The sequence below is a fragment of the Catellatospora chokoriensis genome (assembly GCF_011297315.1).
Lineage (GTDB): Bacteria > Actinomycetota > Actinomycetes > Mycobacteriales > Micromonosporaceae > Catellatospora > Catellatospora citrea.
This window is the reverse complement of the sequence record NZ_JAAOTI010000005.1, coordinates 232795-248287: the sequence shown is the minus strand read 5'-3', so window position 1 is coordinate 248287 and position 15493 is coordinate 232795. Positions and strand designations below refer to the sequence as shown.

The 15493-nt window shown below is 66.8% G+C and carries 13 protein-coding genes; 2 read left to right on the top strand and 11 right to left on the bottom strand.

What is annotated here, in order from left to right:
- Nucleotides 1-307: 307 nt before the first annotated feature.
- Nucleotides 308-3157, top strand: coding sequence for an HsdM family class I SAM-dependent methyltransferase (locus HAV39_RS10355; RefSeq protein WP_191838942.1), 2850 nt, complete (start codon nt 308-310; stop codon nt 3155-3157).
- A 902-nt stretch (nt 3158-4059) separates the two neighbouring features.
- Complete coding sequence (locus HAV39_RS10350; protein WP_191838941.1) at nt 4060-6135, top strand: AIPR family protein; 2076 nt, start codon at nt 4060-4062, stop codon at nt 6133-6135.
- A gap of 23 nt (nt 6136-6158) precedes the next feature.
- On the opposite strand, the gene HAV39_RS10345 is transcribed toward HAV39_RS10350, so the two are convergent.
- The 11 genes from HAV39_RS10345 to HAV39_RS10295 form a co-directional block, all read right to left on the bottom strand.
- Complete coding sequence (locus tag HAV39_RS10345; RefSeq protein WP_191838940.1) at nt 6159-6557, bottom strand: prepilin peptidase; 399 nt, start codon at nt 6555-6557, stop codon at nt 6159-6161.
- Between the two features lie 299 nt (nt 6558-6856).
- A complete protein-coding gene (locus tag HAV39_RS10340) occupies nt 6857-9415 on the bottom strand; it encodes an AfsR/SARP family transcriptional regulator (protein ID WP_191838939.1) in 2559 nt (852 codons plus the stop codon).
- 12 nt (nt 9416-9427) lie between these two features.
- Entirely contained in the window at nt 9428-9841 is a 414-nt protein-coding gene (locus tag HAV39_RS10335; protein ID WP_191838938.1) for a pilus assembly protein TadG-related protein, read from the bottom strand.
- Nucleotides 9838-10257, bottom strand: coding sequence for a pilus assembly protein (locus tag HAV39_RS10330; RefSeq protein ID WP_191838937.1), 420 nt, complete (start codon nt 10255-10257; stop codon nt 9838-9840). The genes HAV39_RS10335 and HAV39_RS10330 overlap by 4 nt, the downstream gene beginning before the upstream one ends.
- Nucleotides 10257-10637 carry a TadE/TadG family type IV pilus assembly protein gene (locus HAV39_RS43245; RefSeq protein WP_191838936.1) on the bottom strand — a complete coding sequence of 127 codons (381 nt, stop codon included), beginning with the start codon at nt 10635-10637 and terminating at the stop codon, nt 10257-10259. The genes HAV39_RS10330 and HAV39_RS43245 overlap by 1 nt, the downstream gene beginning before the upstream one ends.
- 7 nt (nt 10638-10644) lie before the next feature.
- Entirely contained in the window at nt 10645-10833 is a 189-nt protein-coding gene (locus HAV39_RS10320; RefSeq protein ID WP_191838935.1) for a hypothetical protein, read from the bottom strand.
- Between the two features lie 18 nt (nt 10834-10851).
- Nucleotides 10852-11757 (bottom strand): type II secretion system F family protein, encoded by a 906-nt coding sequence (locus HAV39_RS10315; RefSeq protein WP_191838934.1) that lies wholly within the window; start codon nt 11755-11757, stop codon nt 10852-10854.
- Nucleotides 11754-12575, bottom strand: coding sequence for a type II secretion system F family protein (locus tag HAV39_RS10310; protein ID WP_191838933.1), 822 nt, complete (start codon nt 12573-12575; stop codon nt 11754-11756). Before HAV39_RS10310 ends, HAV39_RS10315 begins: the two co-directional genes overlap by 4 nt.
- Before the next feature lie 2 nt (nt 12576-12577).
- Nucleotides 12578-13876, bottom strand: coding sequence for a TadA family conjugal transfer-associated ATPase (locus HAV39_RS10305; protein WP_308440875.1), 1299 nt, complete (start codon nt 13874-13876; stop codon nt 12578-12580).
- Nucleotides 13873-14604, bottom strand: coding sequence for a CpaE/TadZ family protein (locus HAV39_RS10300; RefSeq protein WP_191838932.1), 732 nt, complete (start codon nt 14602-14604; stop codon nt 13873-13875). Before HAV39_RS10300 ends, HAV39_RS10305 begins: the two co-directional genes overlap by 4 nt.
- The gene (locus HAV39_RS10295) at nt 14601-15188 is read right to left on the bottom strand and encodes an SAF domain-containing protein (protein WP_191838931.1); all 588 of its coding nucleotides are present in this window, start codon (nt 15186-15188) and stop codon (nt 14601-14603) included. The genes HAV39_RS10300 and HAV39_RS10295 overlap by 4 nt, the downstream gene beginning before the upstream one ends.
- Nucleotides 15189-15493: the final 305 nt, after the last annotated feature.

Here is a 15493-nt window from a genome sequence, read left to right as displayed (position 1 = left end):
GAGTGTCGCCCAGGCGATGAGGTCGGATCGGGCAACACGGCTTGACCTGCGGCACAGATAGAGCGGGAATTCGGGGGTGAACTACGAAAATAGCGATATGGCAACAAACGCGGTCATTCTTGGACACATATGGCGTGTCGACACTAGCGCCGACGAGCCTGGCGCCTGCGAGGTCAGACTAGGTCGTACGGCCAGCTCACAGGACTCCGAGCACCCGAGCGACGTAACTGCCGCCACGGCCAGTGGGTCCTTGCACCCAGCGCCCGATACAGTCTGGCTCGACGCTGTGACGACCAGGGGAGAAGGCGTGAGCCAAGAAGAACTCGCTAAGAAGGGGTACCTCACCTCTAGCGGTATACGCGGCAAACGCTTCGGTGACTTCGAACTGCTCGAACTCGGCTCCACCACCGTGGCGACCCTCGCGAAGGCGGGCCTCGACTTCACGGTCGCGGCGAGCGTCCCCTTCCCCTGCACAAGGTACCGGCCGCCTAAGAAGCCCGGACTCACACGGCCCGACTCGGTCTACCTTCACCGCGTCGGAAGCCGCCTGCTGCCCGTTGCTGTAGCCGAATGGAAGGACAAGTCACGGCTACGCAGCGAAGACGAGGATCTTGAAGCGGCCGAGCAGGCCGTAGTCGCAGCCCTATCCATGGGCGTGAACATCGCCATTACCACGGACGGCCGCAGATTCAGGTACATCGATGCAGCAGCTTCCGCCGCAGCAGGCGAGATCGTGGAGTACCAGGAGGTCCGGGACCTCGCCCCTGGCGTGCTCGCCGACCTTTACCGTGGCGAGAGCGGACTGGTTCGAGACCCCAAGGCGCTAGCCGAAAACGTTTGGCAGACGGTGTGGCATGCGACAAAGGCGGAACCGAAAGACTGTCTCCTTACCTTTGTCGAGATCTTCATGCTGAAGTTCCTCAGCGACAACCTCCCCTTTTCGGTTCTGCCGGCCGACTACCGTTTCGATGCACTGCTTCCTGACGAGGAGTCGTTCGTAGGGCAAAAGGGCAAAACTCAGATCGAATACTATGTGAGCCACATCAGGCCGAAGATCAAAGAGATCTTCGTAGAACGTCTGCCCGTAGACGACAAGGTCGTACGAGCCGTGTTCGGGCTCGAGAACGAGAGCTTGAACTCCACGACATCCATCATTAATGGATTCGCTTTCCTGCGGTCCTCGTCAAATGAGGCGCCCTCCAGCTACAACCGCACATTCTGTGAAATCCTACAGTCGTTCCAGGATTTCGGGGCACTGACGAACATCGAACCAGAGTTCAAGCTCCGACTCTATGAGATGTTCCTGAGGCGAAGCGCAAAGCAACAGCGCTTGGGCCAGTTCTTCACGCCCCGCAACATCGTCAAAGCCATGATCAAAATGGCACAGTTGAACAAGCTCGCAGACGACGCCGTTGTGCTCGACCCCGCGGCAGGCGTAGGAGGATTCCTCCTCGAACCCCTTCTGTTCTCGGATGCTCTACCCGGAAACGTGCGGTTCGAGGACGGAAAGCCCCACCAGCGCGTAAAGCTCATCGGGGTTGATGTCGACAAGGACACAAATATTCTCGCGAAGGCGAACATGCTTTTGCACCTCGCCGAGTCAGTCCGCGATCCCAGCACGACCCCCAGTGCGCTCAATCAGGCGATGGCGAACACCTTCATCCTTCTCAACGGCAATGAAACGCTCGGCGCGTTGGAGTACCCGCCACGCGATTCGGTAGACGTCATTCTCACCAATCCGCCGTACGTCACTCAGGGCTCCGCGATCTACCGCAAAGAGATGGAGCACTCCAAAGGTCTGCGCAACGGCGTTTTCCTCAAGGACTACTACGACAACGGCGGTCTTGGCGTTGAGGCATTGTTCCTGCGCTACATCTCGGGTGCACTACGCCCCGGCGGCATAGCTCTGGTTATTGTCCCGCTCGGGTTGTTGAACCGCACTGCCCGCCTCATGAAGTCCAACCTTCTCTCCGAGTGCAACATTGTAGGCAGTATCCAACTTCCCCGCGGGGCGTTCTTCAACACCGCGCAGCCGACGTATATCTTGATTCTGGAAAAGCGCCGTGTTCCGAACCAACACCGACCGGCGGTATTCTGCGGTCTGGCGCGAACAATCGGAGAGACCCTCGACCACGAACGAGTCGCAACTCCGGGTGAGAACGACCTGGCAGATCTCGCAGAACTCTTCGTGCACTTCCGAGCTAACCCGGCGTCAAAAGTTGATAGAGCGACACCGTACGAAGGCAGCCGTATCGCAAAGCTCGTGCCATCCGCTGAATTCGGCGCGGATGAACGGTGGGACGTGATCCGTCACTGGAGCGATGATGAATACGTAGCGCTCGGCGTCAGAGCAGAGACAATAGACACGGCTGATTTCATCAAACTCGCGGAGGACACGCTCGTCGAACTGCTCGACGAACTCCGGCAAGCCCGCGAGGAGATCGACCGGTTGACTGCCGGTGAGATGACTTCACTTAGTCTGTCGAACTCTAGGTACTTCCAGATTCGATCTGGAGTTCGTATCAGGAATGTCGATCTGAGAGAGAACCCTGGCAACATCCCGGTCTACAGCGTGTTCACGAGACAGGACACGATCAAGGGGCGGATTGCTCACAACTGGCTTACCGAGCGGTACATCCGCCCCGAGCTTTTCCCATCGGTAACAGTCATGGCGACCGGTGCGTCCGCCGTCGGAACCGTGTTCACCCGCGAGAACGGATGCGTGGTGACCGACGACGTTGTCCTCGTCCAACCGTGGTCTCGCCGGGACGAGCGGGACTGGCTAAGGTACCGACTGGCGAAGAAGCTCGAAGTTCCGGCAGACGAGATATCTGACGAGGAACTAGACGAGGTCGACCCTCTGACGTTCACCAGTTATGACGCCGTAAACGCAGATGCGTTGCCAAGCGAGCAGATAGATCTGAACTATCTGGCGGTCGCCCTCGGCCGCACTATCGCCCAGGGCGGATATCTCTACGAGGCCAAGTTGTACACGAAGCGTGTCAGCCAGCTGAGCATAGAGGTACCAGTGCTGGCAGATGGCTCATTCGATATCGTCAGGCAGCGGCAGATTGCAGACGCCGCCAAGCGCTTGGACAACATTCGCAGCCGGCTCGAAGAAGCTGGAAGGTGGAGTAAGTCGGTCCGCCTGGCCTAGTCAGCCGTTTGCGTGCTCTGTCGAGTGGGCGTGATCCGATAGGTCGCGCCCACTCAGTTCCTGATGCAATAAAGCTGTCTGGCTGTGTCGGTGGGACCTGGAGAGGCGTCCGGCGGGGTAGCTTTCCAAGGCTAGCGATGCCTCGACTGACAGATTTGTCAAATGTAAGTCGATAACTGCTTCGTCCAAACGAGAGAGTGGCACGAGGGCTCGGCGTAGATAGAAATACCAGTGCTCGGGGCGAGGAAAAGCTTCGAGCTGCGCCACAAGAGGTTGAAGCTCAACGCCCCCGGGGTACGGCACTACACCCTCGATGGCGAGGTCGCAGCCGGACGTGAATGACCTGCCGGCCAACTCGACTGGCTGTTCCAGCGCCTCGACCGAGCTCGTAGCAGTTGCTTTGGCAATAACTCGACCGCGGTCACGGTTCGGGTTCTTCCAGGCCCCCCGTGTGGCGTAGAGGTAGAGGCGGTCACCGTTCTTCAAGGCGCGGAGTTCCGCCCGGGGTGTAGCCGGGAACGCCATCCGCTGCGCGTTCAAAACCCACCGAATAGCGTCACGATGCCCGAGGACCACGAGGTACGCACTCATTTGTAAAGGTTAGAACACTGCTTGCCGACAGCTCTCAACCGTTCCCCGGACGGGCATGGCCAACGCAAGACGATATTTCCAGGTCACGGTGTATGTCCGCAAGGTGCAAATAACGTCGCGGGATCCGATCCGCGACGCGCTTCCTAGCGCCGTCGTCCATCTGGAGCACCCGTGCTCCTCCCACCACCCGTCCAGTCAGTTTCGGCCAGGCACCTTCGCGACTTTCCATGACAGCGACGTGCGGCCGTGAGCTAGTCTGATCGCTTGCTTACGACGGCCTGTCGGTGGTCGCCGCGCCAGACGGAGGGTTCATGAGCCAACTGCACGTGCGGCACGTTCGTGACTACCTTGATCGGGAGTACCGCGACCTCGTAGATCTGTCTGATCTAGACGGGCGTCCCGCCGGCGAGAAGGAGAGTGCGTTCTTTAGCCGTGCGCTCGGGGCCCTGGCGGTCCAGCATCTGAGCGGCTGTGACAAGAGCGTGGCAGTAGGCGCCATCGTCGACGGCTTTGATGACGGCCATGTCGACGTCGTGCTGTCACAAGACCGGCCTCCGGTGCTTTGGCTTGCTCAATCAAAGTGGAACGAGAGGGGCAACGCCGGTTTCGGCGTAGGCGATGCGGCAAAGTTGCGTGAGGCGCTCGACAACATCACCAACGGAGAATTCGCTGGCTTCAACTCGCGGTTCCGCGCTTTAGAGGCCAGCATCGATCAAGTGATCAGCAACCCGCAGGTCAAGATCGTACTTGTCGTGGCCCTGCTGGGCGACAACGTCCTATCTGCGGCTGTGCAGGCCGTCTTCGACAAGATAATGCGCGACGCACGAGATCTAGTCAGCATTCGTGTCGTCGGCCTGCAGGACTTTCACGACATAGTTCGATCCGCTGCGGGAGTTGGCGACGCCAGCGTTAATCTCGATCTGCGGCTAGACAGTCCTGGCTATACGGAGGAACCGTACAAGGTCTACCAGGGGCTGGTAAACGCGTCGCAGGTTGCGGACTGGTCTGAGCGTTACGGCAACCGGCTTTTCGATAAGAACATTCGAGCTGCGCTAGGCCTGACTGAAGTTAACCAGGCTCTTCTGGATACGCTGCTCTCTCGTCCTGAAGACTTCCTGTACTTCAATAACGGCATAACCATCTTGTGCGACAACCTTGGTCGAACCGCGCGCCACGCAATGAATACACACGGCCCGGCCGATCTCGTGCTGGAAGGTGCGAGCGTGGTGAACGGCGCTCAGACCGTCCACTGTGTGGCCGAGGCTATGCGCCGTGATCCTGACAACGCTGGCAAGGCACGGATCTGGGTTCGCGTGATATCGCTCGAGAACTGCCCTGATCGCTTTGCCGAGGAGGTGACAAAGGCAACCAACACTCAGAACAGGGTGGAGGCGCGTGACTTTGTTTCTCTAGATCAGAACCAGGCCCGCATCCGCGACGAGTTCGCGTTGTCGCTCCACAAGTCCTACGTAATCCGCAGAGGTGAGCGCGAACCTGAACCGGACGCTGGCTGCTCGGTCGTCGAAGCGGCTCTCGCGCTCGCAAGCATTCATCGCGATCCGGCGATAGTTGCACGCGCCAAACAGGGACATGAACGTCTCTGGCGCGACGACACCTACGAGAAGCTGTTTGGCCCCAAGGTGAATGCCTACCGCGTCTGGCGGGCAGTCTCACTTCTCCGTGCCGTTAAAGAGGAGATCGCAGCGGCGCAGGATGAGCTGATCGGCCGCGCATCACAGGTGGCAACTCATGGCGACTTCGCGGTCGTCAACCTCGTGTCTCGGCAACTGGACCTGCGGGGAATCGGAGACGCGGATGTCGACTGGGCAACGATTGTCGAACAAGCCCGGAAACTCGCAGCACCCACCCTTGCCAATGTCATCTTGAGCGTGGATCTCCACGCACCGAACAATTACGTTCAGACGATCTTCAAGAGCGAGGAGAAGGCGCGCCAGATCCTCGGCGACCATTCCACCACCAGACCAACCACCTTCAACTACATGGCTACTCTGCCCGACGTCTACCGGGCCACGAAGCCAGAACGCAAGAGCAACGCGGTGGGAGTGCTGGTTGACGCAAACGCCATTTCCGACGGCACATCTCTGGAATTCCGCGCTCAAACGGGCCGCGAACGTCGGGAACTCCTGCTGTGGCTGACCGAGGATCCGAGGCGCGGTCGAGCCACATGGGTCAACGACCGCCGCGCACCGCTGCTCTGGGAAGGTGACGGCAAACAGTACGCGCCGACCGCGCTCGTCCTACACATGTTCATCGAGGCCACCGGATCCTCGCCCAAGACGGTCCAAGGCACGAGCCGGTGGACTGTCCACGGCCGCGGTACCTTGGTGGACATCGCTAACCTTGTTCGCGAGGACCTAACTGAATAGGTCAGCTGGCCGGATTGACCTGTTCAGCGGACTAGGATCATGATGGTCACGCCTGCGATGAGGTACGGACCAAATGCGATTCGGTCACGTCCGTTTTCCCGGCCGCAACGCGCAACGACCGCAGCGATGGCAAAAGAGCAGATGACACCCATGTAGGCAGACACCCAGCTCAGCCAACCTAGAATGGCTCCTATCGGCCAGCTCAGTGCAACGTCGCCGCGTCCGATCGCACCCCTTGATGCAATAGCGAGAAAACTGAAGAACAGCAAGGCAGCCGTCGCGCAGGCGGCAGCACGAACGATCGCGCCCGGATTGCCGACCTGTGCGAACGCGCTAAAGGTGCCCAACGACATCGATGCGGTGAGCCGAAACGGCAGCCGACGTACTACGAGATCAACGTGCCACAGTACGGCAGCTGTCACAGCCCACCAGCTGAAAGCGACTAGCGCCCAGCCTCGTTGCCCGCTGACGGCCACCGCGGCGGCCAGCAAGACAGTGGTCAGTTCCAGGGACCAGGGGCGCGCTCCCTGGAACTGACCGCAGCCGGCGCAGCGGGCCTGCGGCCGACAAGCCGCAGGCCAGGCCTGTGTATTGCAGGTAGGGCAGGCCGTCCGCCAAGGCTGGCCTTGGGCCGTGCTGTGGTGGATGACCAGCCATCTCAGGACCGGTGTCACCATGAGGGCGTAGACCCATCCCGCGCTTATGACCTTCGGAGCCGTCGTCATCGTCGCTGTAAAGAGATTCGGAGCTGCTGGGCCAGGACCTGTGTCTCCTCGGACGGTTCGGCGTCGAGTTCGGTCAGCGCCTTGGCCAGTGCACGCAGCAGCGCGCGAATGCCGTCGGGATCTCCGAGCGCGTGTCGGGCGCGCATGGCCAGCCGGTAGAGCTGCTCGTTGTACTCGTCGTGTTTGATCGCCCTGTCGAGTAGGTCGGACGCGGCTTGTGGATCGTCCGTGAGCAGGTCTTCGGCGAGCAGGAGGTGGGCCTCGGTGGCCCAGCGGCGGGCGGTTTCGCGGTACGGGGTGATCCATTCGTAGTCCCGGTCTGCTGCGAGGGGCCCGGTATACACGTCACAGGCCTGTTGGAGCAGCCGTCGACGGGTGTCTGCGGTGGCGGGGCGAGCCGCGCGTAGCAGGTCGCGCAGCTGCCACAGGTCGACATCGACGTTGGCTGGGTCTAGTCGGTAGCGGCCTGCGGTCTTGATGACGTATGCGCCTTTGGCGGCGTGGCCGGGTCGGGCCAGGCTCAGGCGCAGGTTGCTGGCGTTGGTGTGTACGAGCTGGTCGGCTTGGTTGACGCGGGAGTCGGGTTCGAGTTGTTCGCCGATGTCGCGGGTGGCCATGCCGTCGGGGTGGACGGCGAGGAAGACGGCCAGTTCCAGTGCGCCGGTGCGCAGGGCGCGGCTGGGGTCTTCGATATGTGGTGCGCCCAGCACTCGCAGCCGGGCCTTGCCCGTGGTCCGGTCGGCAGTCGATGTGATGACCTGCAGTGGCTGGGGCTGGGCTTCGGGGGTTTCGTCCGTCGCGGGGATGGCGGGACAGGGAGGCTGCGCGGGGGTGATCGTGGGTTGGCCGGTGTGTGCCTCGCGCAGTGTGGTCAGGACGGCTACGGCGGTGTCGGGCTGCATCACGGCCATGGGGTCTGGCAGGGGCCGGTCGAGGGTGTTGGCGGTAGTGGTGGTGCGGCCGTCGGCGGCTACGTCGATGGTCGCGCCGTGGGCCCATTCGCCGAGTAGTAGCGCGGTCAGGTCGAGGCGTTCGCCGAGGCTGAAGGTGACCTTGGCGCGCATTCGGGCGCCGGGTGGTGGTGCTTCGCACAGGAGCAGTAGTGGCGGCAGGGTTTCTTCGTCGGGCGCGGTGCGGCGTAGTTCGTCGAGGTCGGTCGCGGCGTGTTCGTCGAGGATGCGGCTGCGGTGCAGAAGTTGGGATTCGGCGATGGTGAGGGCGTCGTCGACGTTGTCGGCGATGTGTAGCCGGGGCCAGGGGCCGAGGGTGACGGCGTCGGCACCGATGAGGTTGGCCAGGGTTGCGGCGTCGATGATGACTTCGGCACGGGCGTCGGGGTGCTCGGGGCTGCCAGCTGCCAGGGCGGTGATGAGTGCGGCGCGGGCGGCGCTGTGGGCTCCGTCGCCGGTCAGGCCGATCCCACCGGCGGGCGGCGTCTGCTGAGGTGGCACGGTCGTGGCCAGAGCGATTGTGTCCACCGGCATGGGCAGGTCGGGATTGCGTCGGACCTGTGTTCCGATGTTGGTGACGGGTGTCGGCAGTTCGGTGAGGTCGTCTTCGGTGCCAGGGATGTAGCGACGGCGGCGCTGGAGCCACACCATCGCCGATGCCGCAGTGATCGCTGCGGCGAGTGCCCAGGGGATCCAGCTGCCGTCAGGCAGGGTCAGGCCGTCGTGGCGGGCGGCGGGTGCCTGCGGCGCCGGGGCGGTGTGCGTGCGGTCGGGGGATGCGCTCGCTGGTGCCGACTGCGCCGGGCTGGTCGGCGCGGCGGGTGCTGGGACGTGGCTCGGGGCAGCGGCCGGAGGCGTGGCGGCGGCGGGTGGCGCGGCGGCGGGCGTGCGCGGTTGGGGAGCTGGTGGCGCGGCGGGCTTGGCGGTGGCCGGTGGGCGGGCGTCGGCAGGCAGTTTGAGGTCCCAGCCGGGGTAGATGAGGTTGCAGTCGCGCAGCTTGCCGCCAGTCTTGAAATGCCTGTGTTTGTTCAGGGCGCAGATCTCAGGCCAGCGGTCGGCGTCGCCGAGCCACGCGGCGGCGATCTTCGACAGGTACTCGCCGCGTTTGACGACGTGGGTGTAGCGGGTGTTGCCGACCTGGATGATCGTCGGGGCTTGGGGCGCCGCGGCGTTCGCTGTTGCTGCGGTGGTGGCTGCGAAGGGCTGCTCGCTGGCCAGGGCGGGGCTGGCGGATGCGGTGCTCGCGGCCGACAGTACGACGCCGAGGGTGAGTGCGCTGATGAGCGCCGACGCGGCAGCGCGTAGCGGCCCGGCGGGGCGCAGGTGGGCGCGGACCGGTCGGCCAAGCAGTGCGGCGCGGGCTTCTGTCACGATGGCCCGGGTGGCGGCGATCCACAGCAGCCACGTCGACACGGCCAGCAGGTCGAGGATCATGCCGTCGCTGAGTTCGCTGCCCAGCGCGTTAGTGATCTCATCGGCGGTGGGCAGGTGGTCGGGCAGCGGCCAGCCGACGGCTGCCACGAGGGCGGCGGGCAGCCCGGCGACCACCGCGATCAGGATCAGGGCTGCGGACAGGCGTATGAGGTGGCGGCGTAGCGGTGCCATGACTTGTGCTCCTCAGGGTGGTGAGACGGCTTGTGCGGTGGCGGTGGCGTGCACGGCGATGGCGTCGATGCCGATAAGCGTCAGTAGCTGCGTGGGCTGGCTCGTGGCGACGCTTACCGTGACCTGGTCGCCAGCGACGGTGACGGTGCCGGTGAGCTCCGCGCGGCTTAGCCAGTCCTGGGCAGCGGCGCGGGCCTTGACGGGGTCGACCCGGACGGCGCCGTTGACGCGCAGCGTGGTGAGGTCGAGTTCGCGGGCTCCGGCGCGGGCGGCTGCTTGTGCGCTTGCGACCGCGTCGACTTTGGTCCCGATGGCCAGGCCGGCGTCCAGGACGAGCGCGACCAGCGCCAGCACCGCGATGCCCATGATCAGTGTGAAGGCGGTGGTCTGGCCGTCGTCGCGCCGCCACCAGCGAACGGGCGTCACGGCCAACTCCGGTACGTGTCGACCGGCTCGGTAGCGGTGGCCGACACCGTGCGGGTGCCGTTGATCGGCAGGCCGAGGTCGGCGAACGTGACTGTGCAGGTGGTCGTGGCGGTGATCGCGCCGGCGCGCGCGAAGGCTGAGGTGTCGGTGGTGGTGGTGCAGGTCCAGCGCCGGTCGCTGAGCATCGCGGCGGCGGCTTCGCTGGCAGCAGTTCGTGCGGACGCTGAGGTGGTGGTGTTGGCTGCGGCTCGTGCCGCGGCGGCTGCGGCGGCGTTGACGTCGATGACCGCCGAGGTGGCCCGTCCGGCGAAGACCGCGAACGCGGCGAGGATGAGCAGGAACGGCACGACGAACGTCGCGATCTCGGCGGTCACCGAACCGGTGTCGTCGAGGCGGGGTGTGCGTGGTGCTCGCATTAGCGCACCGTTTCCAGCGGGGCGGTGACCGTGACGTCCACCGGCAGGCGCAGACCCGGCAGCAGCGATTGCGCGTGGCCGGTGATGCGCACGGTGGCCGCAGTGGTGGTGCGGGTGACGGTGACCTGGGTGTCGTTGAGGACTTCGCCGCCGACAGCGGCGAGCACGATGTTGGTCTCGGCGGTGGCGAGGTCGGTGGTGGCCTGGTAGGCGCGGGCGGCCTGTACGCCGCGGTTGGCGGCGGCGGTGGCGGCGTTGTCGGCGTGGGCCCAGATCGCCATCTGCACGGCGGTCAGGATGAGCAGGAGCAGGACGGGCATCGCCACCGCGAGTTCGACGGTGACGGCGCCGCTGTCGCGGGCGCGGCGTGGTCTGGTCACGGGGGCCTCACAGATTCGTGGCGTTGATCTTGGCGTAGACCTTGGCGGCGATGATGGCAACCGCGCCGAGGGCGAGGGCGACCAGCAGCGCGGTGACCAGGATCGTTTCGGTGGAGTAGCCGTCGTCGGGCAGTTGGCGGATGCGCTCGCGCAGCCCGTGCAGGCGGGCGGTGGCGTACGCGTACAGGGTGATCATGTGCGGTTCCTTCCGGTGTCAGAGCGCGCCCAGGATGGACGCGAACGCGGGATACAGCAGGAAGATCAGGAAGCCGCCGAGCAGGGCGACCAGGGGCAGGACCATGCGTTCGGTGGCCGACATCGCGGCGGCTTCGGCTTCGGCGACCAGGTGGGTCTGCAGGGCTGCCGAACGGGCGGTGAGGGTCGCGCGGATGCGCGCGCCCTCGGTGCCTGCCATAGACAGCGCGGCTGACAGCTCCGACAGAGTGGTGACGCCGGTGGCTTGGCCCAGCTCGCCGAGGGCCTGCCAGGGCGGCTGGCGGCGCAGGTGTGCGGCCTCGATCGCGTGGCGCAGCGCCTGGGCGGCCCAGTCTTCGGCGTCTTCGGTGGCGTCGCGTAGTGCCTGCTCGATTCCGGCGCCGCCGGCCAGGGACACCACGACGAGGTCGAGCATCGCCGACACTCCGTCGCGCAGGGCGGTGCGCCGCTGCGCGGCCTGTGACGCCAGGGCGAGATCGGGCAGCCACAGGCCCAGCCCGGCCAGCAGCAGTGAGGCCCACAGCGGGACCTGCCAGCCGAGGCTGACACCGCCGAGGCCGATGAGCGCGGCGAATGCTGGTGGCAGCAGGAACCCGGCCAGGGCGGTGGCGGCCTGTTCGGCGACGTGCCGGATCGGATCTTTGCCGCAGACGGTGAGGTTGGCTCGGGTGCGGTGGCGGGGCAGGCCGAGGCGGGTGAGCAGTGGGGCCAGCGGCCTGCCCAGCGCCGAGACGATGCCGGGCTGATGCGCTGGCAGCGGACCTGCTCGGGTCGTGCCGTTCGCGATGGTGGGGTGCATGAGCGCGAACGCGGCGGCAAGGCTCAGCGGTGCGGGCCGTATCCACGCGGCCAGCAGCGCCAGACCGGCCCCGAACATGGCCCCGAGCAGCAGTGCGGTCGTCATCGTGGGCTCCTTTCGTCGGTGCCGACGCGGGCCAGGCGGGCGATGCCGGTCAGCCCGGCGGCGAACGCCGCGCCGACGACGAGCAGGACGAGCTGGCCGAGCGCGTCGTCGTAGGGGGCAAGGAACGCCGGGCGGGCCAGCGCGAGTCCTGCGGCCATGGCCAGGGTGAAGCCCACGATGATGCGGGCGTTGGTGCGGATGCGGGCATGGCCGGGCGCGATGCGAAGCCGCAGGCTCGCACGGGACCGCGCGCGCCCGGCCAGTTCGGTGAGCAGCTCGGCCAACTGCCGCGACTGGCGTTGCGACGCCTGGCTCAGCGCCCGCACGACCAGGCGGCCGGTGCGGTCGTCAATGCGCTCGCGCAGCACGTCGAGGGCGGCGGGCAGCCGCTGGCCGAGCCGGACCGCCGCGGCCAGGTCGGCGACCTGCGGCCGGATCGCCTCCGGCACGTATGGTGCGGTGAGCACGATCGTCTGCTCCAGCCCGGTGGCGGCCGACAGGTTGTCGCGCAGCATCTCCGCCCACGTCGCCACCGCCTCGGTACGCGCCAGGGCCTGGCGGGCGCCGCGGTCGCCGCCGAGCGCCACCGGCAGCGCGTAGACGGCCAGCGCCGAAAGCAGCGCGCCGACCGGCCAGCGGGTAACCGCGCCGACGAGCACGGCAGCGGCCAGAGCGACCGCCATCCGGATGAGCTGCTGCTGGGTCAAGGCCGCACGGCGGGGCGGCGGCACGGACGCGGACGGGGCGAGCAGGGCTGCCATGGCCAGAGCCAGGCCGAGGCCGGTCACGGCTCCGAGCAGCGCGGCGAGCGCGGTCACGGCTACCACCCCACCTGGTCGATCGTGCGGGCGGACAGCCCGGCGGCTTCGAGGCGGTCGAGGGTGGCCGCGCGCAGCGGCGTGGCGGGCACGGCGCGACCGTCCGGGCCAGGGGTCCATACCTCGTTGGAGATGACGTCGCGGCCGTCGCAGCCGGTGACCTCCCGTACGGACGTCACCACCCGGGCGCGGTCGCGGGTCTGGCCGAGGTGGACGACCATGTGCACGGCCTGGGAGATGAGCATCGCGGAGGCGTCCAGTGCCAGGCGCTCGGGGGCCTGCACCGCGTACATCGCCAGCCGGCCGAACGCCTGCGCGCTGCTGGAGGCGTGCACCGTGGCGAAGCTGCCGTCGTTGCCCTGCGTCATCGCCTTGAGCAGGTCGATGACCTCGTCGCCGCGAACCTCCCCGACGATGACCCGGTCGGGGTTCATCCGCAGCCCGGCCCGCACCAGCGCCGACATGGTGACCGCGCCGACGCCTTCGAGGTTGGGCCGTCTGGCCTGGAACGCGACCACGTCCGGGTGCGCGACCGGGTCGTAGAGCTCAAGCTCGAAGACGTCCTCGATGGTGATCAGCCGCTCGCGGGCCGGGATCGCCCTAGCCGCTGCTCGCGCGAAGGTGGTCTTGCCGACGTTGGTCCCGCCCGCGATCACGATGTTGAGCCGGGCGACCATCGCCGCGTGCAGCACCTGCGCCAGGCCGGGATCCATCATGCCGCGGGCGGTCAGCTCGGCCAGGTCGGTGGCGATCAGCGTCGGGCGGCGGATCGACAGGCTCGGCCGTGCGCACACCGACACGGCGGCGTGCAGCCGGTAGCCGCCGCGCAGACGCAGGTCAAGATGCGGGTTGTTGCGGTCGATGCCGCGCTCCTCGCCCTGCCCGCCATCACCGATGGCGATCTCCGTGGCGATACGGCGGATCAGCTCCACCATCTGCTCGTCGGACTCGGCGATCGGCCCGACCATCAGCTTGCTGCCGTCGGTGCGGCGTACCCAGACGTGATCGCAGCCGTTGGCGTCGATGTTCTCCACATCCGGGTCGTCCAGCAGCTGCTGCAGGAGGCCCGCGCCGGTCAGCGCGTCGACCACCGCCGCTGCCAGCTGCGCTTCAAGCTGCGGTGACAGCGTCGCCTGCCCGTCGTGTAGCGATTGGCGGGCGTGGGCGTCGAGTTCCTCCGCGATATAGCGCTGCGCCAGCTCCCGGCGCGCCGCGGCGTCGAGCCTGTCGCCGCCGGCATGAGCGGCCATTCGGTCGGCGACCGATGCGCGCAGCCGTTCGAGAAGGTCGCGCTCGGTCACGGCCACTCACCTCCGACAGGCTGCGCCAGGCGCGCACGCGTCGCCGCGTCGGTCAACAGCGCCTCGGCCAGAGCGCGTGCGGCGGCGGGCAGGCCCACTCGCCGCCAGCCCCGCGCGGGCGGGCGCGCTCCGCAGAGCACGGCCGCGCCGTGCCGGTCCAGGGGAACCCCGGCGATGACCGGCGCGCCGAGTACGGCGCTGATCTCGCTGGCGGGGAAAACCGTTTCGCCGACGACCACCAGCGCGGCGTTGCCGGGCAGGCGGGCATCGGCGGCCTGCTTGAGCGCTCCGGCGTCCCCGCGCACTACCACCAGAAGCACGTCAGCTGCTGTCATCAGCGGTGCTGCCGGGGACAGCGGGTGCCAGCGCCCGGCGTCGACGAGCACCGTGCGGTCCTGCGACCACAGCCGGACGTCGGTGGCGGCCAGCAGCTCCACGGCGGCGGTGGCCTGGGGGCGCCCGCCGGGAGCCACCACCACCTGTGCCGAGCACGCCAGCCTGCTGGCGTGCTCGGCCAGCGTGGCGGTGCCGGTGCGGCACTGCGCGGCCAGTGTCACCAGCCCGGGAGCGTCGGCCACAGCGTGCCAGCCCGACACGTCACCCCCGGCGGGGTCAGCCTCCACCATCACCGGCGGCACGTCCTGCGGCCAGCCATCGGCCACCGCCAGGGCGACGGCAAGAGTGCTCGCCCCGGGACTTCCCTTCACCGAGCACACCGTCACGATCACGGCTGACCACCCACGATCACCACGGACGCCCCGGCCATCGCCGCGACCCGCACCCCGTCGGCGGAGTCGACCAGCACCGACACCACGATGGTCCCGGTGCCGTCGACCCCGTCGACCACCGCCAGCACGGTCGCCTCCACCGGCTCCGCCGACACCGCACCCAGCGCGGGACTCGGCGCTGGCACCGCGGGCTCGGCCGCGCCGGCAACCAGCCGCACGCGAGTCCCGGCGACCACACCCTGCGGAAGCCGCCCCGCCGCGATACCGACAGCAACCACCGCCTTACCAGCGGCCGGGAACTCGGCCGGACCCAGCTGCGAGCGCGTCAGCAGCGATCCCTGCGCCAGCGGTACCGCCGCCGTCAAACCGATCAGCGTCGGCAGCTCACTGGCACGCACCAGCGAGATCCCCGCAGCCACGTCCACCTGCACCGTCCGCAGATCCGCCCGCGACAGTACCTGACCGGCCGCGACCGGACGGGCCACGGCCAGCACCTGCGTGCGGGTCTCGGCGCTGGTCTGCCACAGGGCGAACCCGCCCGCCGACACCACCACCAGCAGCAGACTCACCACCAGTTGGGACACCCGCCGCCTCGGCCAGCGCGGAGGGCTCGCCGCTCGGGTGTCACGGGCAAGTCGGGTCGAAACGTCGGCGATCGACGGCATGGGTTCCTCCTAGATCCGGTACCTGATCCGTGGTACCGGACTGGCGGACATGCCTGCCACGACCAGTTATGTACGCATGTCGAGGTCCGTAGGCGCGTGTACGTACACCGATGTCTGTGCCGATTCCGGATTAGACCGACATAGCATCGGCCGAATGAGCCACAAGCCATCGTCCTTTTGGGCAGAAGGGCTGGCTGAGGCGGCGCGGCCAGTTGCCTCGGCGG